Here is a 19155-nt window from a genome sequence, read left to right as displayed (position 1 = left end):
GGTCAGTGACCTTCGTGCGAGATCACAGGAACGGTCCCGTCCTCGCGCAGCAGGACCGCGTCCTGCGTGGCACCCAGGGCGGGTGTGACCAGGACGGCCACAACGGCGGCGGCCACGACGAGACCGAGCACGCTCATGGGTCGGGGGGTGCGGTCCGCGGGGCTGCCCGTGCGACCGCGCCGCAGGTGCGTCGCCGCGGTCGCACCGACGACGACCAGGAGGACGGATGCCGCGGCCACGCCGATGATGCTGGTGTGCGCCGGGGCGAGGAAGATCAGTGCGGCGGTCGCCGCGAGGGCCGTGATGACTCCGATGAGTGCGACCCGGGGAAGGACGATTCGGCCGGTGGACAGGGCGGCTGCGCCCCAGGCGAGGCCGGCCACGCCCAGGACGACCATCCCGATTCCGAGGCCGCGCGCGGCGGCCCCGGAATCGGCACGGACGATCGCACCCGCGCCGAGGGCGGCGACGATGAGGCCGGCCCCCCACGCGGACACGGAGGGCCACGACCTCGTGAAGGTCGCGGCGGTCATGCTCAGAGAGCCGCGGTGCGCGGGAGGCTGCGCTCGGTGCCGAGGCCGACACCCAGCAGGACGACGGCGCTGGCGAGGTGCAGGAAGTGGTCGGCGGTGTTCAGCGCGAGGATGTTCGCGGCCGTGCCGACGAGGAAGAAGCCGACGAGGCCGAGCAGCAGGTAGACCGCGCCGACGGTGGTGTTCACGCCCTTCGCCGCACGGGCGTTGGCGAGGCCGGCGACCAGCAGCGCGCCACCGATCAGCAGGTGAGCGATGTTGTGCAGCGGGTTGACCTCGAAGATTCCCAGCAACAGGCCACCCTGGGTGGCGATGAAGGCGACTCCGCCGGTGACGGCGAAACCGAGCAGACCGACGAGCAGATAGACGGCGCCGAAGATCGTGGCGACGAGACGGTTGGGTGAAGAGCTCATGGCGAACCTCCCAGTATGCGTACAGCGACCGTTCGGGCGCCTCACAACATCTTCGGAGGAAACCCCCGCTTCGGATGGGGCTTTGCGTCGCCCTGCCGCCGTGAGGTAGGGCCACCGGATACGACAGAAGGCCCCCGAGTACTCTCCGAGGCCCTCCGCAACATCGACGACCGTACGGGGGCGCGCGAGGGGGCCGGAGGGGATTGCGTTCTGCGACGTGGTGGCATAGGGACCGGCTCTGTCACACTCGGGCCATGCGGTTCGAGACGACTCTGCAGCAGACCGGGAACAACACCGGCATCGAGGTTCCGGTCGAGGTCGTCGACCGGCTGGGCGGAGGCAGGCGGGCCGCCGTGACGGTCGAGGTGAACGGGTACGTGTACGCCAGCACGATCGGGGTGATGGGGGGACGATTCCTCATCCCGTTCTCGTCCGACAGGCGCGCGGCGACGGGGCTCTCGGGTGGGGATGCCATCACGGTGGAGCTGACGTTGGACACCGCCCCGCGCACGGTCGAGGTGCCCGACGACTTGGCTGCGGCGATGGCCGAGGCCGGGGTGCGTCCGGCGTTCGATGCTCTTTCGCCGAGTGCGCGGAAGGCCCACGTGACGAACGTGACCTCCGCGAAGGCGGACGACACGCGTCGTCGCCGCATCGAGGCCGTGGTGGCGAAGCTCAGCTGAGGGGCGACGACGCCGCGGCGCGACCGCGCCGGACGATAGCCTGGAGCGGGAGGTCCCGTGGGGCGCACGAAAGAGGCCATCGCCGAAGGGCTGTCCATCGCGACAGCGGCGGCGCGACTCGCGGTGCGCAACCGCATCCTCGTCGACACCATCGCACGGGGAGGCCACTTCGACGGCGAGGTCTTCGGGGAGTTGGCACGCGCGACCGTGCGTGCTCTCGCCGACGAGCAGGACCAAGCGGCCGAGCGCGTGACCCATCAGCGCAAGCGTGCGTGGGGGCGTTTCTCGGACTCGTCCGGCACGCACGACTACCGCGACCGCGACACGCGCAACCTGCGTCGCCGCGCCAAGCAGTCCCGGGGCGTCGCCAAAGAGCTGCGGGCCCTCGCCGACGACCCGGACCGCGTCGCCCAGCTGGTCGCCGACGCGCGCATCGCCGCGTGGGGCGATGTCGAGGCCAACCTCACGCAGCGGCTCGATGTCGAGGGCATGACGGCGGATGCCGACCCGGAGTACGCCCAGATGCGCAAGGCGCGCATGGATGCCCTGCGCATGGTCGACCTCGCGCGTCTGGCCTCGCAGGCGAAGCGTCGGGCGAAAGAGAAGGCGACGACGCCGGACAGTGCCGCGCCGGAGGTCGAGGAGTCGGCATCCGAGGGCAAGAACAGCAAGAAGAAGAAGTCCGCCGCGCGCTGACGAGGGTCGCGCCCGCGGAGGGGTGGTGCGTTCTCGGGTGGCGCTGTTCTCGGGGGATGCTCTTCGCGGGAGGTGTCGTTCTCGGGTGGTGCTGACCTCGGGTGGTGTCGTTCTCGGGTGGTGCTGACCTCGGGTGGTGTCGTTCTCGGGTGGTGCTGACCTTGGGTGGTGTCGTTCTCGGGTTGGTGCTGACCTCGGGTGGTGCTGTTCCCGGGTGTCGTCCCGACGTCGGGGGCGCCCTGTGGGTAGCGTCGGCGGCGACGGAGGGTGGATCCATGGCGCAACGACGGTTCGGACGCAAGGCGCGCGTCGCGCGGCCCGGTTACGCGATCGTGGCGGTGAGTGCGCGGGACGCCAACGGCTTCGTCCACCACTACGACGAGATCGAGACGCCGCTCGGTTCGCTGCACGAGGCGGTCGCGATCCTGCAGCTGCATTCGACGCGGATGGATGCCGCGCACGCGGGGGAGGAATCGGCCTAGCGATCACGCCCGCGCCGGCGCCCGGAGACGGAAGAAGCCCCGGCTGGAATCTCTTCGCAGCCGGGGCTTGTCACTGTCTCAACACAGTGTGCGCCCGAAGGGACTCGAACCCCTAACCTTCTGATCCGTAGTCAGATGCTGCACTCACGTGGGCATCCGGACGCCCCTCTCAATGACGCCGCTATCCCCGGAAAATCGCAAATCGAGACCCAAGACCTTCTGATCGTGTGGACCTCTGTAGACTGGTCTGGACATTCTGGAATGCCCACGGAATGCCCAAGCCACCGAAGGGGACGCCATGACGGAGCCGCGGAAGTACAAGGCGAACCGGGAAGACTGGGGCACCCTCCGCCAGCGCTCGAATGGCCGGTGGCAGGCGTCCTACCTGCACGAGGGCGTGCGCTACTACGCGCCGAGCACGTTCGACACGAAGACCGACGCGCGAGCGTGGCTATCGAGTCAGCGCAGCGACATCATCGCGGGACGCTGGAAGAACCCGAAGGCGCTCGCCGCGGAGACGTTCGGCCAGTACTCCGCGACCTGGATCGCCCAGCGCGTCACGTCCAAGGGTGAACCCCTCCGGCCCAAGACGCGCGTCGAGTACGAACGCCAGTTGGCCAAGGGGCTGGCCGTCTTCGCTGACGACGCCCTGACTGCTATCACGCCCGCCCGCGTCCGCACCTGGCACGCCGAGCGCATGACCGTGGGCAAGACGGCAGCAGCAGCCGAGGCGCGTCTACTGCGAGCGATCCTCACGACCGCCGAGGAAGACGGCATCGTGCAGGTCAACCCCGTGCCGGCCAAGCTGACGAAGACCTCCGCGGGGAAGACGTTCCGCCCGCCCACGGTCGAGGAACTGACCGTCCTGCACCAGCACGTGGACGCGCGGTTCAAACTCGGCGTGCTCATCGCAGCGTACGGCGGTCTGAGGCTGTCTGAGTGGCGCTCCCTGCGCCGTAGCGACCTGAGCTTGATCGACGGGCGCTACGTGGCCTCTGTGACGCGACAGGCCCAGCACGTGACCGGCGAGGGCTGGATCGTGGGCCCCCCGAAGAGCGCGAAGGGCATCCGCGCGGTCACGCTCCCCGCACACCTGACAGCCGCCATTGACGCGCACCTGACCGAGTACGTGGGTGAGTTCGACGGCTCCCTGATCTTCCCCCCGAACGGGCGCTCCGAGTTCATCCACGACAGCACGTTCAATGACTCATGGGTGCCCGCCCAGGATGCAGCCGGTGTACGCGGCCAGGTTCGCGAACACGACCTTCGCGACTTCTCTGCATCGCACATGCTCGCAGCGGGTGCGACGGCCCTGGAGGTGCGCGACGCCCTGGGTCACGCGAACGTGCGCACGACCGTGGATCACTACCTGCACCAAGTGCAGGACCGCGCCGCCGAGCTTGCCGACCGCATGCCCACCCTTCCCGCCCCGACGCCGTCGAACGTCACGACGATCAGGTCGAAGACGGGCACTAACGTCAGCTAGCTAGTCGAGATCCGTGCGTTGATCTCAGGCGTACGCAAACGATGCAGCGGATGGCACGTCGACAGATTGTCCCCGCACATTGATACGTATGCACTTGCCGGGATTCTGATCCATCTTGATGCCAAGCATGCCCATAGACATGTCCCCGCTGATTTCCATATCGAACTCGGGGTTGATGGCTCCGTCGTAGGTCATGACCTCGAAGTGCTTCGCGAAGGCGACGATGATGTTGAAGCCGCCCGCGCTGGAGAGCTTCTGCGCACGGTCGAACACGTCGCCGACATACTCGTTGGGCAGCACGATCATCAGAGGGGCGTTGCCGCTCTGGTCGCGAAAGAGGTGAGGTCTGCGCCGATCAATGGCGATCGTCCGCATGACGCGCTTGGAGAGCTCTGCCTTCGTCACGGGGTGGCTCCTTCGTTGTAGACCAGATCATACGCTTCGCCGACGGCCTCCCAGTAGCCATCCTGCACAACACCCTGATCGGTGATAGGCGCAATGGCCTCTAGCTGTGTGTGGTCGCCATCTCGATGGCGGTGCACCGTGCCGTGGTTGCACGTGTCGATACACAGCACCTCACGCCACTGATCCTGGCCCACGCGCTCCTGGACCACAACCGCAAACTCCACAATCGAATCATTGCGCACGTACCTAACTGTGCGCTGTGCGATCAGCAGAGTCTCCGATATGTAGTTGGTTTCCTGCTCCTGCACCGTAGGCTCACCCGGATTGGGGGACCACGCAGTCTCTTCATCGAAGGACGCCAGAGATTCGCGTGTCTCTCGACGCTCGCGCTCCCGATGCTGCTTTCCGTATTTGCCACCCACAGTGAGGCGAGTCTATCTACGACGACAACGTCTCTGGTCGAGCGCGTACCCACGTCACCTAGACTGGACATGAGCCGCCACCCTGTGGGACGGGAGGGGCAAGCGAGCCGACTGCGGTCGGCAGGGCGAAGAATTCCCGAGCCGGATCTCGATCTGAGATCTGAGCCGTACGACATCTCGTACGAGGGACTTCCCCATGCCCAGCAACACCGCCCCCGTCGCGGCCACCTACGTCAGCATCGCGACCGCCGCCGACATCCTGGCGTGCAGCACGAAGACCATCCGCCGCAAGATCGCGTCAGGTGAGCTTCCCGCTCGCTGTATCGGCACCCGCCTCATCCGGATCGACGCCACGGATCTGGCCGGCCTGGGCCGTCCCTTGACGACGGCTCGCCGCGCCTGAGACGACAAAACCGCCCCCTTGGCAGGTGGGCCACCCCTCAACTCCCCGGGCTTGGCAATCGACCCATTTAGGCCACGGACGCGTGGCAGAACACGTCGGCTGCGTTCCGTGGGCCGAACCCGGGGCCGCTCCCTAGTACGAGAGCGAGAGCACGATCATGGGACGACACCCCGCGAGCAAGATCCACCCGTGGCGTACGTCGGGCGTCAACCGTCCCGGTTACAGCCGACCCCCGGCACCCCCACAGCAAGCCTCAGCGGCCCCACAACGCCTGGATGACGACTGGGACTATGACGCACCGACGACGGTCAGCTTGGGCAAGACGCTCAGCCTGTCGCAGTTCCTCGCGGCCCAGGCCACCGCCGCGAAGTGGGGCCCCCTGCCGGCCATCTCGAATGGCCAGCCCTCCGTGCGCGTCCGTGTTGGCGGCGTCCCCGTCGTCCTCCGCGGGTCATGGGAGATCTTCATCGCTCGATCCACGGACGGAATCGAGACGGCGTACGGCCTGGACGACAACGGCGTCCTGCACCTCGTCATGCTTCGGGGCGACGGCACGCCCGCCGAGATGGTCGACGTACCCGACCAAGTGCTCGACCACATCCGCGACTGGGCCTTCCCCGGGGGCGCGTCGTGAGCCTCGTGCGCGTGGTCGGCGTCGGCTACAGCGGGAAGATCGCCGCCATCGCGTCCGACGCGCTCGTGCGCGTCTTCCCCGACCGGACGCTCTACCACATCGCCGGTGACCTCCATCAACTCCACGTGCAGGGCGACGCGGTGGTCGACACCCTCGTGCAGCGCGGCACCCACGCCCACCTCCTCGGGATGAGTGCATTCGCGACAGACGGCGACTGAGGCCATCTCTGCCCGAGGCGTGGACGAGCTAGCGGACGCCGATGCTCGACGACTCGAATTACCTCGCGTCGGGGTGGCGCGGGTCCGTGGGGATGAAGATCGATTCGTAACTCGAACCGTCTTCGGAATGTCGCCGAAGCTCAAGAGGTGGCGAGGCCGGCCGCACGGTCTCGAACAAGTCGAACACCGCCGCCCGAAGTTCATTGTCGCGAATTAGCTCCTCGTCCAGGATCACGTCCGCGAACGCGGGCCCGAAGTATTTCCAGGCGCACAGCATGGCATCTTGTCCAATTGCCGCACGTGCTTCTTGTTCGAGCGATTCATCCGTGACCGACTGACGCAGGAGCTCTAACCACAGGTAAGGGTCGACGTTGATAGTAACAGCGGCTGCGATGGAAGCGAAGATTGATTGTTTGCCTCGTTGCTCGTACACGTAGGCGAGTGTCGAGTGCGCCCGGCCATTGAGGGCGTCGGTGCTGATCGCCGCTAGTGCAGCGTCTTCTAATGCGGTCGTGTCTATGGTGTCTGGCGGAATGAATTCCGGTACGGCGAGGGTGGGTCTGGCTTGAGAGTCGATCTTCAGGTCTTCCACGATGAATTCCATTGCCTCTCGCGATAGCCGCCACTGAGCGCCGGCGTCTGGAGACGACCAGATGTCGGCATTCTCGAACGCTTGTCGTGCCTCGCGGAATCTCCCCGTTCTCATCAGCACGTCCGCGAGGAGAGGGGCCGCCCTCGTGTCGCCGTACTCGATTGCCTTGCGGTAAAACTCTTCCGCCTTCTCGACCTGTTGCAGCGACCAGTGCACCGTGCCTTGTTCTCTCCACCAGTACCCGCGCTCTCGATAACGCGCGTCTGCTTGCGCTGCCTCCTCATAAAGGCGAAGCGCGTCCTCGGCGTCCTCCTCAGTCAGTGTGTTCGCCGCGTTGTACAGGCCGGTGGCTGGTCGGGACCATGTTCGAGCAGCACGGGCAATCTCGTGCGCCACTGCTCGTCTCAGTTCGGGGGTTGCGCCTGCTGACGAGAACGCGGCTAATGCGATGTCGCGAGCCGGATGCTCCTCGTGAGCAGCGGTCCGTCGAATTAGCCTGAGCAGCGCTTCAGTCTCACCGTGTCGCGTGAGGAGCGCCACAGCGTAGCCAAATCCGTTCGATGTGAGAAGCGTGTGCGTCTCGGGTGCGGCGATCTTCAGCAGCCGCACACATAAGTCCTCCGCTCCGACGCTGGCGAGCGAAAGAGCAAAAGCCGCGATGACGTCAGATGCGAGAGCGCCGTAATCTCTCGCCCCGTGAAACTCGTAAGTGATCTGACGCAGATTGTCGCCACGCATTCCGGCCATTACCTTCGCGTCTTCGATGGAGGCCTGGAGGTACGGAAGGTGAGGATTGCTGTGTACGACTCGGAAAAAGGATGGCAGGGACGAAAGCTTTTGAGCAATTGCTCTCTTGAGCAGCCCAGCGCTCTCGCCATAGAAAGTGTCTCCGGTGAGGTGAACTTCGATTGGCAGGTGCCGCGAGACTTCCCGCGCCAGACGCCACGCCCGCGCCTCCTCCGCGAGATTGACTGCCGCATCCGCATCAAGTACGTTCTCGCAGCGCACCTGACGACTCTTTGTTTCTGGGTTGGAGTCGTGCGGCAGTAGGTGCGACCACCGATACCAGAGAGTTTGAGTGGAGTCGTGACCGATGACCACCAGAGTCGCGTCGGGGGTCTGGCTCCAATAGTTCAGCGTTGCCCGCCGGATGGAGTCCGCTGGCTGATAACCGCTGCCCCTGTCGGTTGATTTCAACTGAACGTTGAAGAAGATGCCGGTCGTTCGCCCCTCCTCGAACACTTCAACACGGCGGTCGATGCCGTAATCCTCTGAGAGGAGATGGATTACCCATTCACGCGGCAACACGCTCTCGAACGCGCGACTCGACCATGAAGAGCGCGAGTGGTTGTCGTGTCTTACCGGCAGATCTTCTTCAGGCGACATGTTCAGAAGTTATTGCACGGCCTGCGTCGTGCCCTTCTCAGCGCGCCAAAACGCCTCGGGCATCGCTTCATTCTGGCCAGCGCGCGCACGTCAGTGCAACGACGTTACCTGCACTTTCGCCCGCCGTCGCGCCGGGCGCAGTCCAATGCATCAAGCCCGGTCTTCTCTGCGGGGGTCGCGGCGAGCGCGATCCGGCCCCGTTCTCCCGCGTGGAATGCCCCTGGAATGCCCAGCCCGCCGCGGAATGTCCGCAGGAATGAGACAAGACCTGGTCCGGATTGCTCCTGGACCAGGCCTTTCACTGTCTCAACACAGTGTGCGCCCGAAGGGACTCGAACCCCTAACCTTCTGATCCGTAGTCAGATGCTCTATCCATTGAGCTACGGGCGCAGGGCCTCCGCGCGAAACGGCGCGCAGGCCGTGGTCAAGCATAGCCGGGACCACCGGAGACGTCTAATCGGTCCCGAACGGCGTGCATCCCGGGCGTGGCGAGTCGGTGTCCGCGCGGTGTCGGGTAGGGGTCGTACGCTGGCGGGATGAGCGCATACACCTCCGCGTTCGAGCTGTTCTCCATCGGGATCGGACCCTCGAGCTCCCACACCGTCGGCCCCATGAAGGCCGCTTCCGAATTCGCTGCACGGCTGCGCGCCGACGACGCTCTGAACCGGGTCGCATCCGTCTCGTGCGTGCTCTACGGCTCGCTCGGCGCCACCGGTATCGGCCACGGCACCCCCGACGCCGTCGTCGCGGGTCTGCAGGGTCTCGAGCCCGAGACGGTCGATCCCGACGCCGTGCGCCGGGCGTGGTCGGGCTGGCCCGACGGGCGGAGGCTCCTGCTCGCGGGCGTGCACGAGATCGCGTTCGCCCGGGCCGACATCGTGCTCGAGCCGCGCACGCGTCTGCCCGGGCACCCGAACGCCATGACACTGGTCGCGCGCGACGATCGGGGGGAGGTGCTCGCCGACGAGACGTTCTACTCGATCGGCGGCGGGTTCATCCGTCGCGAGGGCGAGCCCGCGCGCGTCGCCGGCGACCCTCTGCCCCTGACCTTCTCGGACGCGGCGACCCTCATCGCGCTCTGCGACGAGCGCGGGATCACGATCGCCGAGGCGGCGCGCCAGAACGAAGAGGCGTTCCGTTCCGACGACGAGATCGCGGCCGGTCTGGATCGCATCTGGGATGCCATGGCGGCGTGCGTCGAGGCGGGGTTGCACAGCGACGGCGTGCTGCCCGGCATCCTGAGAGTCAAGCGACGGGCCTCGGTCATCCGGGGCCAGCTCGAGGCGATCGAGGCCGAGGGGCACCGCGAACTCCCCGGGGAATGGCTCGGCGCCTTCGCCCTGGCCGTCAACGAAGAGAACGCCGCGGGCGGCCGGGTGGTGACGGCGCCGACCAACGGGGCCGCGGGCATCCTCCCGGCGGTGGCGATGTACTGGTGGCGGTTCCTCGCCGACTCGGGGCTCGGGGTCGGCAACGCCGTCACCCCGCACGGCGAACTCGTCGGCAGCGCCCTGCTCGGCTACGACGGCCACGCCGTCACGCGCACCGAGGTGGCGCAGTGGGATGACGACGACGTCGCCGACGCCAACCGGCGTCGTGGCATCCGTCGCTTCCTGTTGACGGCGACGGCCCTGGGGTCGCTGTTCAAGGCCAACGCATCGATCTCGGGCGCCGAAGGCGGGTGTCAGGCCGAGGTCGGATCGGCGTGCGCGATGGCGGCCGGAGGGCTCACGGCGGTCATGGGCGGCACGAACCGCCAGATCGAGAACGCCGCTGAGATCGCCATGGAGCACCACCTGGGGCTGACCTGCGATCCGGTCGGCGGACTCGTGCAGATCCCGTGCATCGAGCGCAACGCGATCGCGGCGTCGACGGCCGTGACGGCGGCGCGCCTCGCTCTCCGCGGCGACGGGAGTCACTACGTCTCGCTGGACGCGGTGGTCGAGACGATGCGTCAGACCGGTATCGACATGTCGACGAAGTACAAAGAGACCAGCGAGGGGGGTCTCGCGGTCAACGTCATCGAGTGCTGACACTCCGGCGCGCGGCGGATGCCGGGCGACGGGTCAGGCGTCGCCGCGGGAGCCCCGCGTGCCGGGCGACGGGTGGGGCGTTGCCGCGCAGCGTCGCCGCGGGAGCCGCGCATGTCGGGCGATGGGTGGGGCGTTACCGCGCAGCGTCGCCGCGGGAGCCCCGCATGCCGGGCGACGGGTCAGGCGTCGCCGCGCAGCTTCGCCGTCAGAGCGTGCAGCTGCGCTAGCTCGTCGTTGTCGAGTCGGGCCATGCGCTGCGCGATCGAGCGACCGTGCGCCGCGGCGATCCGACGGAACACGACGGCACCGTTCTCGGTCGCCGTCACGAGCGATCCGCGGCCGTCCTCGGGATCGGCGCACTTGGTGAGCAGGCCGCGGGTGACCATCTTCTCGACCAGGCGCGAGACGCTGGGCTGGCTGATGAGCATATTGCCCGTGACGTCGCGCAAGCGTGCGGTCATGTCCGGCGCCCTCGTGACCGTGAGCAGAACGTCGTACTCCGCCTGGGTCAGTTCGGTGCCGTCGAAGTCCGAGCGGATGTCCTCGAACACCTCGTGCTGCGCGCGGAAGAGGTTCTCCCAGGCCTGCACGGCGAGGCGTCGATCGGTCATCCCTAAACCATAGAGCCGGTCGGGGTCGACGTGCCCCGCGCACGGGTATCACACGCGGGTTGCGTGCCGCGTCACCTGCCGGTCACCTGATCGGGTCCGGGCGTTCACGTGCGTCTCCTGCGGGGTTTCTATGGTCGGAGCATCCCCCCAGATGAAGGTGGCTCCCCCATGCGCCCACGGCATTCCCGTGCCCTTTCCGCAACCCTGGCGACCGTGCTGGTCGCCGGGGTCGTCCCGACCCTGGCCGTTCCCCTGGCGCACGCCGCCGCGGGCGCTGCATCGGTCGTCGTGACCGAGATCGTCGCCGACAACACGGGTGCCGACAACTTCGAGTACGTCGAGATCCACAACGTCACGGATGCCGCGATCGACCTGGCGGCATCCGGGATCACCTTTGCGTACTCGTACGACGACTCCGCCGACCGCTCGCGCGACGTCCCGCTCACGCTCGAGCCCCTGGTGCTGGACGCGCACGAGACGGCGCTGCTGTGGGTGAGCTACACCTCGGGGTCGGTCGACACCTCGACCCGGACGGTGGAGGAGTTCCGCGCGTTCCACCAGGTCGCCGACGACGTCCAGGTCGTCCGGCTCACGGGTCAGCCGGGTCTCGCCAACGGCGGCAACCGCGGCATCCGCGTCCTCGTCGGCGGGGAGATGTCGTCGTGGTCGCACGCCCCCGCCGGTGCTTTCGGCGTCGATCTGGCGACGCACTTCGCCCTCGCCGCCGACCCCGGCGTCGCTCGCCTCGACGTCCTCGGAGTGAACGCCGCCCCGTCGCCCGGCACCGTGCAGCCCGAGGCCGTCGTCCGACCCGGCGGAGCATCGCCCACCCCGAGCGCGACCCCGAGTCCCAGCGCGACGGTGACGCCGCCGGCGGGTCCCGTCCCGGCCGGGGCGCCGCTGCAGGTCACCGAGCTGCTCCCCGACTCCACCAACGTGGGCGGCTCCGACGGCTACGAGTTCATCGAGGTGTTCAACGCCACCGACCAGCCGATCGACTTCTCGGACTACGTCATCGACTACCTCTACCCCGTCGAGGGCACCGTGAGCCGGTGGCCGGCCGTTCCGAGCGACGTCGTCATCCCCGGACGCAGCACCCTCGTCTTCTGGATCAAGAACGGCGCGAACGACGCGCTCACCGCCGCGGACTTCAACCGTCAGTTCGGTACCGCGCTGGTCGCCGGCGCTTCGCTCGTCGAGATCTCGTCGGCCGGGATGGCCAACGGCAGCCCCCGCGGCGTCCAGATCTCCACGAACACCGGCCACGCCGTGAGCAGCGCGTTCTACAACCTGGACGGGCGCGACGACACGCAGGCGGATAAGGGCATCCGCTTCACCGCCACCGAGGACCGGGCCCGTCAGCGGCTGCTCGACCTCGCTCCCGCGACGCCCGGCGCGGTCCAGGGCGACCAGGTCGCCGATGCGCCCGTCGTCGTGCCGGTCGACACCACCGCACCCACGGTGACCGATCGCACGGCCGCCGAGATCGCCCCGGACGCCGATTTCGTCATCGACCTCACCCTCGCCGACGACGTGCAGGTGCGCACGGCGACGCTCGAGCTGCGCAACGACGTGGACGCCGACCCTCTGCGCATCCCGCTCTCGGACGGGGGAGACGGAACCTTCCGGCACACCGTGAAGGCCGTCGACCTCACCGGCAAGCGCTGGTACGCCTACCGCGTCACGGCCTCGGACGGCGTGAACGCGGTCACGACCCCGGAGCGCCGTGTCGCGGTGGCGGGCGTCTCGGACGCGCCGGTGCGCCTGAACCTCGCCGACGGGGCGTTCGTGCGCGGTGCGACCGAGGTCGTGGCATCCGGTGACGCGTATCCGAGCCCGTTGACCCTGTCGATCGACGGAGCCGCGGTACCGACGACCCCGAGCCTCGAGGGGCGCCCGACGTTCGTGTTCGAGACGACCAACGTCAACTACTACTTCAAGAACGGCGTGCGCATCGGCGACGACGTCCTCACGATCTTCGACAAGGGCACCGAGGGGTGGGAGACCATCGCCACCCCCGTGCCGCTGGAGTACCTCGATCGCGGCGGTGACCTCACGGTCAGCGTCTGGGCGGGCAGCAAGAAGGCGCCCGAGATCGACGCCGACGAGAACAACGACGACTTCGAGATCCGGGGGATGCGTCTGGTGCTGCCCGACGGTCGCACGCTCACCCCCGCGGGATACGACGACCCGGCCGCCGTGCTGCGCATGGGCGACAGCGCCGGCAAGCTCGATTTCTTCGACGCCCGCTTCGACGTGCCCGAAGACGCCTACTCCGCCGTGGCGTACACGTGGGACACCGCCGCGCGTGCCGACGGCGATGCCGTGATCACGGCCGGGGACGGCGACGAGACGGCGTCGGCCACGGTGCGCGTCGACAACACCGCCCCCGTCGTCACGTCCCGCGTGATCGACGGCACCGCGTACCGCGGCGAGGTCGCTCTCGACGCGGAGGCGACCGACGCGGGGTCGGGTGTCGCCTCGACGGTGGCGCGCCTCGACGGTCGAGAGATCACCCTGCCGTTCACCACGTCGTCATTGGTGCTGGATGCCGGCGACCACACGTTCGAGGTCACATCGACGGACGTGGTGGGCAACGCCACGACCTGGACGGCGACGTTCGAGACGTACGCGGAGCAGCCGGCCGCGGGTCTGCTCTCGCCCGCCGACGGCGCAGAGGTGGATGCCGGTGAGGTGACCCTGCAGGCGAAGGTCGAGGACCCGCAGGGCGATGCCCTCGACGTGGCGTTCCTGGAGGGCCGTCGCCTCGATCTCGCCGACGGCGACGTCGCGGTCCGGTCGGGCGTGGTCGCCGACGCCGCCGCGATCGATCGCGCCGAAGCGCGCACCCTCTCCCGTGAGCAGGTCGAGGACCTCGCAGCCGTCGACGGCCTCACCGCGGACGTCTCGAGTTCGGAGGCCTTCCCGTACCAGCTGTTCGGGGTGGACGTGGATGCCGCCGATGCGGGCGCCGACGTGCGCTCGACCTGGTCGGGGCGTGCGAACGCCGGAGCGACGGTGGTGCTCTCGGTCCAGCGTCCCGACGGGTCGGGATGGGACGAGGTGGATCGCCACGTGGCGACCGCCGATGCCGAGGCGTTCACCCTCGACGGTGTGGTGTCGGTCGACGACCACCGTATCGACGGGGAGGTGCGCATGCTCGTTCAGCACTCCGAGGGGTTCGCCGCGCCGGACCGCAGCACACGGGACAGCGTGGTCGAGCCCCACAACGTCGACGATGTGCCGCGTTCGGAGTACGACTTCACCCTCGGGTGGGAGTCCGACACGCAGTACTACAACGAGAATGAGATGGCGGGGGAGCCGTACAAGCACCAGGAGGCGATCCACTCGTACTTCCTCGATCGTCGCGACGACCTCAATCTGCAGTACGTCTTCCACACCGGCGACATCGTCGACGACTACGACGTGATCCCGCAGTGGGACCGTGCGTCGGCGCAGTACGACCGTCTCGACGACGCGGGTCTGCCGTACGGGGTGCTGGCCGGCAACCACGACGTCGGTCACGACGTCGAGGACTACACGAACTACGGCACGTACTTCGGTGAGGAGCGGTTCGCGGGCAATCCCTGGTACGGCGGGAGCTACGAGGACAACCGCGGCCACTACGACCTGGTGTCGGCGGGCGGGATCGACTTCCTCATGCTGTACACCGGATGGTTGCCCGACGACGCGTCGATCGCCTGGATGAACGACGTGCTGAAGCGCTATCCCGACCGCGTGGCGGTCGTCGCGCAGCACGAGTTCATCCTGACGACGGGTGGCCTGGGTGCGATCCCGCAGCGCGTGCTCGACGAGGTCGTCGCCCCCAACCCGAACGTGCGCATGGTCATGTCGGGGCACTACCACGACGCGTTCCTGCGCACCGACGCGTTCGACGACGACGGCGACGGGGTCGACGACCGCACGGTGTACTCGATGCTCTTCGACTACCAGGGTCTGCCGGAAGGCGGGTTGGGCTACCTGCGTCTGCTGCACTTCGACAACGAGGGTGAGCGCATGATGGTGCGGACGTACTCGCCCTCGTTGGACCGCTACAACTCGGATGAGCCGAGCCTGCTCGGACCGGCCGAGGACCCCTACGCGCAGCAGGAATTCGAGCTCACCTACGACCAGCTGGGTATCGAGCCGCGGGAGCGGACGCTCGGGACGGACGCGTTCAGCGCGGAGGTCCTCGGGACCACCGAGATCGCCGCGTTCAGCGACGTCGCCAGCGGCACGATCCTCTCGGCGACGTGGTCGGTGCCGGACGAGGGCGAGCGCGGCTGGTACGTGCGGTCGACCGACCCCTACGGTGCCGTCGATCACTCGCGGGTCGCGCTCTTCACCGCGCTCGCGGTCACCGACGAGCCGGGTCAGCCGGGTGCGGGTGAGCCGGGTGGGCCCGGGACGGGTGAGCCGGGTGCGGGTGAGCCGGGTGGGCCCGGGACGGGTGAGCCGGGTGCGGGTGAGCCGGGTGGGCCCGGGACGGGTGAGCCGGGATCGGGTCAGCCGGGTGCGCCGGGGACCGGTCAGCCGGGATCGGGGCAGCCCGCTGCCGGTGACTCCGGGCCGTCCGGCGGGGCGGCCGCGGACACCGGGGCGGGGGGCGGCTCTTCGGATTCCGCCGGACGGACCCCCCTCGCGGTCACCGGTCGGGATGCCGCCGATCTCCTGCCGTGGGCGATGGGTGCGGGGCTTCTGCTCAGCGTCGGTCTGGGGATCGCGATGCTGCGGCGACGCGCTCGCCGCGGGTGAGCGTGCCCGCGCCACGTCCGCGTCGTCCGCGATGACATGACCTCAGGCTCCGCCGCCTGTCCGGCCCCTCGGGTTCGGGTGGGTGGCGGAGTCCCGGTCCGCGGGAACGGGTGGCGGAGTCCCGGTTCGGTCCGCGGGAACGGGGTGTCGGCATCCCGGATCACAGGAGGTCGAAGAGTAAGGGCCGGTCGGAGAGGCTTCCGACCGGCCCTTGTCCCTGCACCAAGAGTGTCCTGCAATCACATGTCGGTAGCTGCCACAGCAAAACAGTTACCGTGCGAGCACTCTATAACGGTGAGATAACGGAGGGGAAGAGGCGCCGTTATATTTCTGTGATGAATTTTCGCGGGTCGGTCGAGGGCGGCATCCGGGGTCCGCGTCAGCGGCCGCGAACGTGGTTCCACTGCGTGATGACCTCGGAGCCGTGTTCGAAGCCCAGTTCGCTGACCGCCGATGTGCCGAGGACGAAGTAGCGTCCGCCCTCGGCGGTCAGGCCGAGCCAGGTGCCCGCGAGAGCGCGCAGGAAATGCGCGTGCGAGAACAACAGGACCTGTTCGCCGGCGCGCACGCGCGGGCGGAGCTCATCGAGCAACGATGAGGCGCGTGCGGTGACCTGCGCGATCGACTCGCCGGGGGTGGCGCCCGCGGGCGCACCGGCCTGCCAGATCGTCCACGGACGGCCCAGTCGTTCGACGATCTGCGGTGTCGTCAGCCCCTCGTAGGCGCCGTAATCCCACTCGACCAGGCGCGGTTCGGCCCGGGCCTCGGGGTGGCCGGCCCGTGCGGCGGTCTCGACGGCGCGCTGGAGCGGGCTCGTCAGCACGAGGTCGAAACGTCGGGTTGCGAGCAGGGTCCCGGCCAGTTCGGCCTTGTAGGCGCCGGTCTCGGTCAGGGGGATGTCGGTGAGGCCGGTGTGGCGTCCGGTGCGGCTCCACTCCGTCTCGCCATGTCGCACCAGAACGATGCGGCCGTCGGGCTCTGTCAGGTCTGTGTCCGTCACGGGTTCATCCTTCCGCGTCGTGGCCGTGTCGGCATCCGGGGGCTCGGTGGCGTTCGGAGCTGCGGGGTGTGCGGGGGCTGCGGGGTGTGCCGGGCTTCGGGGCGTCCCCGGCGGCAGGGGATTCCGGGCTGCGGGGTGGGCTGGGCTGCGTGTCGTCCCGGGCTGCGTGTTGTCCCGGGCGGCAGGGGGTCCTGGGCTGCGGGGCGTCCCGCTCACTTCGGGTGCCCGGCGACTCAGGATGCCGTGGGTCGTCGGGCCGGCGGCGCATGCCGCCCCAGGGCGCCGTGGCCTCCGAGCCGGCGGGCTCGTGCGCGACGCTCGGGATGTTTCGGGTGCGGCAGGCTTCCGGCTGACGAACGAAGGGCCGGTCGGGAGATTCCCGACCGGCCCTTTCCTGCACCAGAGTGTCCTGCAATCACATGTCGGTAGCTGCCACAGCAAAACAACTACCGTGATCACACTCTATAACGGTGAGGTAACGGAGCGGAAGAGGAGGCCGTGACACTTTCGTGATTCATAGGTTCGGCGGGGTCGTACCGTGCCGGGGTGCGAAGCCGTCCGACCGTGCCCCTCCTCCTCAGATCTTCCGTCGGGGTTCCTGTCCACGGAAATCTCTCCATGACCGGGGCAATGTCGGAGGTTCGACCTAGCATGCACACATGTCGATCGAGACGTCCCCGCCACCTCCGTCCAGCGGACCCCGCACCCGCCAGGCGCTCGTCGCGGATGCCCTCGCGGCGGATGCGGCTTTCGCCGCCGCCGAGGCATGGCGTACCCGCGCCTACGCCGCTCTCGGTCAGTTCGGCCTCGACGCGGTCACCGGCGACAGGGCGTCGAAGCGTGCCTCCGACATGGCGATGCGCGAGATCGCATCGGAACTCGCGGCGGCTCAGCGCCTGTCCGATCGCACGGTGCAAGCCCACATCGGCCGGGCGTTGCAGATCGTCGACGACCTGCCGGCGACACTCGACGCGTGGGGTGCGGGCGCGTTCACACGCGCTCACGTGCGCGCCATCGTCGATGTCGCGAGCACTCTTCCTGTCGAGCGCCGGACAGAGTACGACGCGGTCGCCGCGGCGTTGGGTGCCCAGCTGAGTCCCGGCCGCCTGCGCAGTCGTCTGGCGGCCGTCGCCGAGGAATTGCAGCCGACGACGCTCACCGAACGGCATCAGCGCGGCCGTGAGACGCGGTGCGTCCGCATCGTGACGGGCGTCGACGGGATGTCCGACCTCATCGCGACCCTGCCGACGGTTCTCGCCGTCGGGATCTACGACCGCCTGACCCAGCAGAGCAGGGCTCTGATCGATGCGCGGGGATTCTCGGATGCGGATGCCGGGTGTCGCTCGGGTGCGGGTGCGGGCATGAGTGCCGGTGCCGGTGCCGGTGCGGATGCGGGTGGCGGTGCGGGTGCGGGCATGAGTGCCGGTGCCGGTGGCGGTGGCGGTGGCGGTGGCGGTGCCAGTGCCAGTGCCAGTGCCAGTGCCAGTGCCAGTGCCAGTGTCGGTGTCGGTGCGGGTGGGGGTGCGGGTGCCCGTGCCGGTGAGGGCGGGGACGTTGATGCGGGCGCGAGCGTGGGTACGGGCGCGATCGTCGCCGCGGACGAACGCACCACCGACCAGGTGCGCGCCGACTTACTGGCTGACATGCTGCTGACGACGTCGCCATCGGCAGATCCGACCAGGCCCGATGACGGGCCGGGCGCACTCGGCGCGATTCGCGCGCGGGTGCAGGTGGTGGTGCCGGCTCTGTCGGTGCTCCGCCCGGGTGACGAGAACCTCGACCCCGCCGAACTCGTGGGTCACGGACCGATCGACATCGACACCGCACGCAGGCTGGCAGACGTCACCGCCGTGCCGTGGGATCGGATCCTCACCCATCCGGTCACCGGCGAGGTGCTGTCGACCGATACGTATCACCGCACCGCGGCGATCGATCGTCACCTCCGAGCCCGGGATCGACGGTGCAGATGGCCCGGGTGCGCGGTTCCCGCGATCCGGTGCGAGGTCGATCACACGCACGAATGGGCGCGGGGCGGAAGAACCGAGGTAGCCAACCTGGGGCACCTCTGCCAAAGGCATCATTCTCAGAAGCAGTTCACCCGCTGGGGTGTCCGACAGCTGTCCGGCGGTGTGCTCGAGTGGACGTCGCCGTCGGGCCGGATCTACGCCGACGAACCGCTGCCGTACTCGCCGGCGGTGAGGTTCCTTCCCGAGGAGCCTCCGCCACCCGATCCGGGGTCCATCCCGTTCTGACCACGCCCGCGGCCGTGGTGCCCACGCACCGAGGGTCTCGTTCACTCCGTTCACGTGGCGGTCAGCGGCGCCCCGCGTGTCCGGCCGCGGGACGCGAGCACGGAATGTCCGGTTCGCGGACGAGATGTCGCGTGTCGATGGATCTGCCCGC

Annotated in this window: 17 protein-coding genes and 2 tRNA genes; 10 read left to right on the top strand and 9 right to left on the bottom strand. The window is 68.5% G+C overall.

Annotated features, from left to right (window positions below; translation table 11 throughout):
• Positions 1-2: 2 nt before the first annotated feature.
• Positions 3-533, bottom strand: coding sequence for a hypothetical protein (locus ACIPVB_RS15065; protein ID WP_400369967.1), 531 nt, complete (start codon positions 531-533; stop codon positions 3-5).
• A gap of 2 nt (positions 534-535) precedes the next feature.
• Positions 536-946, bottom strand: a complete 411-nt coding sequence (locus tag ACIPVB_RS15060) for a DUF4383 domain-containing protein (protein WP_400369966.1) — start codon at positions 944-946, stop codon at positions 536-538.
• 254 nt (positions 947-1200) lie between these two features.
• On the opposite strand from ACIPVB_RS15060, the gene ACIPVB_RS15055 reads away from it, so the two are divergent.
• The 3 genes from ACIPVB_RS15055 (at position 1201) to ACIPVB_RS15045 (ending at position 2807) form a co-directional block, all read left to right on the top strand.
• Positions 1201-1629 (top strand): YdeI/OmpD-associated family protein, encoded by a 429-nt coding sequence (locus ACIPVB_RS15055; RefSeq protein WP_400369965.1) that lies wholly within the window; start codon positions 1201-1203, stop codon positions 1627-1629.
• Positions 1630-1686: 57 nt separating this feature from the next.
• Positions 1687-2325, top strand: coding sequence for an asparagine synthase (locus ACIPVB_RS15050; RefSeq protein WP_400369963.1), 639 nt, complete (start codon positions 1687-1689; stop codon positions 2323-2325).
• 275 nt (positions 2326-2600) lie between these two features.
• Complete coding sequence (locus ACIPVB_RS15045; protein ID WP_400369962.1) at positions 2601-2807, top strand: hypothetical protein; 207 nt, start codon at positions 2601-2603, stop codon at positions 2805-2807.
• A gap of 89 nt (positions 2808-2896) precedes the next feature.
• Here ACIPVB_RS15045 and ACIPVB_RS15040 read toward each other — a convergent pair.
• A tRNA-OTHER gene (locus ACIPVB_RS15040) sits at positions 2897-2971 on the bottom strand.
• A 134-nt stretch (positions 2972-3105) separates the two neighbouring features.
• Here ACIPVB_RS15040 and ACIPVB_RS15035 point away from each other — a divergent pair.
• Complete coding sequence (locus tag ACIPVB_RS15035) at positions 3106-4293, top strand: tyrosine-type recombinase/integrase (protein ID WP_400369960.1); 1188 nt, start codon at positions 3106-3108, stop codon at positions 4291-4293.
• Positions 4294-4317: 24 nt separating this feature from the next.
• Here the strand turns inward: ACIPVB_RS15035 and ACIPVB_RS15030 are convergent, their stop codons facing one another.
• Entirely contained in the window at positions 4318-4698 is a 381-nt protein-coding gene (locus tag ACIPVB_RS15030) for a hypothetical protein (RefSeq protein WP_400369958.1), read from the bottom strand.
• On the bottom strand, positions 4695-5120 hold the full coding sequence (locus ACIPVB_RS15025) for a hypothetical protein (protein ID WP_400369956.1): 426 nt from the start codon (positions 5118-5120) through the stop codon (positions 4695-4697). The genes ACIPVB_RS15030 and ACIPVB_RS15025 overlap by 4 nt, the downstream gene beginning before the upstream one ends.
• 196 nt (positions 5121-5316) lie before the next feature.
• Here ACIPVB_RS15025 and ACIPVB_RS15020 point away from each other — a divergent pair, with 196 nt between their 5' ends.
• The 3 genes from ACIPVB_RS15020 to ACIPVB_RS15010 all read left to right on the top strand — a co-directional run bounded on the left by ACIPVB_RS15020 (position 5317) and on the right by ACIPVB_RS15010 (position 6375).
• Complete coding sequence (locus ACIPVB_RS15020; RefSeq protein ID WP_400369954.1) at positions 5317-5523, top strand: helix-turn-helix domain-containing protein; 207 nt, start codon at positions 5317-5319, stop codon at positions 5521-5523.
• A 313-nt stretch (positions 5524-5836) separates the two neighbouring features.
• On the top strand, positions 5837-6157 hold the full coding sequence (locus ACIPVB_RS15015) for a hypothetical protein (protein WP_400369952.1): 321 nt from the start codon (positions 5837-5839) through the stop codon (positions 6155-6157).
• Entirely contained in the window at positions 6154-6375 is a 222-nt protein-coding gene (locus ACIPVB_RS15010; RefSeq protein WP_400369950.1) for a hypothetical protein, read from the top strand. Before ACIPVB_RS15015 ends, ACIPVB_RS15010 begins: the two co-directional genes overlap by 4 nt.
• Before the next feature lie 58 nt (positions 6376-6433).
• Here the strand turns inward: ACIPVB_RS15010 and ACIPVB_RS15005 are convergent, their stop codons facing one another.
• Together ACIPVB_RS15005 and ACIPVB_RS15000 are read right to left on the bottom strand one after the other, a co-directional pair.
• Positions 6434-8353, bottom strand: a complete 1920-nt coding sequence (locus ACIPVB_RS15005) for a DUF4365 domain-containing protein (protein WP_400369948.1) — start codon at positions 8351-8353, stop codon at positions 6434-6436.
• A gap of 317 nt (positions 8354-8670) precedes the next feature.
• A tRNA-Arg gene (locus ACIPVB_RS15000) sits at positions 8671-8743 on the bottom strand.
• A 146-nt stretch (positions 8744-8889) separates the two neighbouring features.
• Between ACIPVB_RS15000 and ACIPVB_RS14995 the strand changes: the two genes are divergently transcribed.
• A complete protein-coding gene (locus ACIPVB_RS14995; protein ID WP_400369947.1) occupies positions 8890-10386 on the top strand; it encodes an L-serine ammonia-lyase, iron-sulfur-dependent, subunit alpha in 1497 nt (498 codons plus the stop codon).
• A 179-nt stretch (positions 10387-10565) separates the two neighbouring features.
• On the opposite strand, the gene ACIPVB_RS14990 is transcribed toward ACIPVB_RS14995, so the two are convergent.
• Entirely contained in the window at positions 10566-10997 is a 432-nt protein-coding gene (locus ACIPVB_RS14990) for a MarR family winged helix-turn-helix transcriptional regulator (protein WP_400369946.1), read from the bottom strand.
• Positions 10998-11210: 213 nt separating this feature from the next.
• Here ACIPVB_RS14990 and ACIPVB_RS14985 point away from each other — a divergent pair, with 213 nt between their 5' ends.
• A complete protein-coding gene (locus ACIPVB_RS14985) occupies positions 11211-15752 on the top strand; it encodes a hypothetical protein (protein ID WP_400369944.1) in 4542 nt (1513 codons plus the stop codon).
• A 379-nt stretch (positions 15753-16131) separates the two neighbouring features.
• Here ACIPVB_RS14985 and ACIPVB_RS14980 read toward each other — a convergent pair whose 3' ends face one another.
• Positions 16132-16752, bottom strand: a complete 621-nt coding sequence (locus tag ACIPVB_RS14980) for a histidine phosphatase family protein (RefSeq protein WP_400369943.1) — start codon at positions 16750-16752, stop codon at positions 16132-16134.
• Between the two features lie 659 nt (positions 16753-17411).
• Between ACIPVB_RS14980 and ACIPVB_RS14975 the strand changes: the two genes are divergently transcribed.
• The gene (locus ACIPVB_RS14975; RefSeq protein WP_400369942.1) at positions 17412-19004 is read left to right on the top strand and encodes a DUF222 domain-containing protein; all 1593 of its coding nucleotides are present in this window, start codon (positions 17412-17414) and stop codon (positions 19002-19004) included.
• Positions 19005-19155: the final 151 nt, after the last annotated feature.

The organism is Microbacterium sp. NPDC090007 (assembly GCF_044748345.1).
Taxonomy (GTDB): domain Bacteria; phylum Actinomycetota; class Actinomycetes; order Actinomycetales; family Microbacteriaceae; genus Microbacterium.
The sequence above is the reverse complement of the archived record's forward strand: the minus strand, read 5'-3'. Positions and strand labels throughout refer to the sequence as shown.

Bases quoted from the DNA above. Each gene is read 5' to 3' on its own strand.
- ACIPVB_RS15020 (WP_400369954.1), top strand. From the start codon at position 5,317: ATGCCCAGCAACACCGCCCCCGTCGCGGCCACCTACGTCAGCATCGCG.
- ACIPVB_RS15035 (WP_400369960.1), top strand. From the start codon at position 3,106: ATGACGGAGCCGCGGAAGTACAAGGCGAACCGGGAAGACTGGGGCACC.
- ACIPVB_RS15055 (WP_400369965.1), top strand. From the start codon at position 1,201: ATGCGGTTCGAGACGACTCTGCAGCAGACCGGGAACAACACCGGCATC.
- ACIPVB_RS14995 (WP_400369947.1), top strand. From the start codon at position 8,890: ATGAGCGCATACACCTCCGCGTTCGAGCTGTTCTCCATCGGGATCGGA.
- ACIPVB_RS15005 (WP_400369948.1), bottom strand. From the start codon at position 8,353: ATGTCGCCTGAAGAAGATCTGCCGGTAAGACACGACAACCACTCGCGC.
- ACIPVB_RS14990 (WP_400369946.1), bottom strand. From the start codon at position 10,997: ATGACCGATCGACGCCTCGCCGTGCAGGCCTGGGAGAACCTCTTCCGC.
- ACIPVB_RS14975 (WP_400369942.1), top strand. From the start codon at position 17,412: ATGTCGATCGAGACGTCCCCGCCACCTCCGTCCAGCGGACCCCGCACC.
- ACIPVB_RS15065 (WP_400369967.1), bottom strand. From the start codon at position 533: ATGACCGCCGCGACCTTCACGAGGTCGTGGCCCTCCGTGTCCGCGTGG.
- ACIPVB_RS15060 (WP_400369966.1), bottom strand. From the start codon at position 946: ATGAGCTCTTCACCCAACCGTCTCGTCGCCACGATCTTCGGCGCCGTC.
- ACIPVB_RS15045 (WP_400369962.1), top strand. From the start codon at position 2,601: ATGGCGCAACGACGGTTCGGACGCAAGGCGCGCGTCGCGCGGCCCGGT.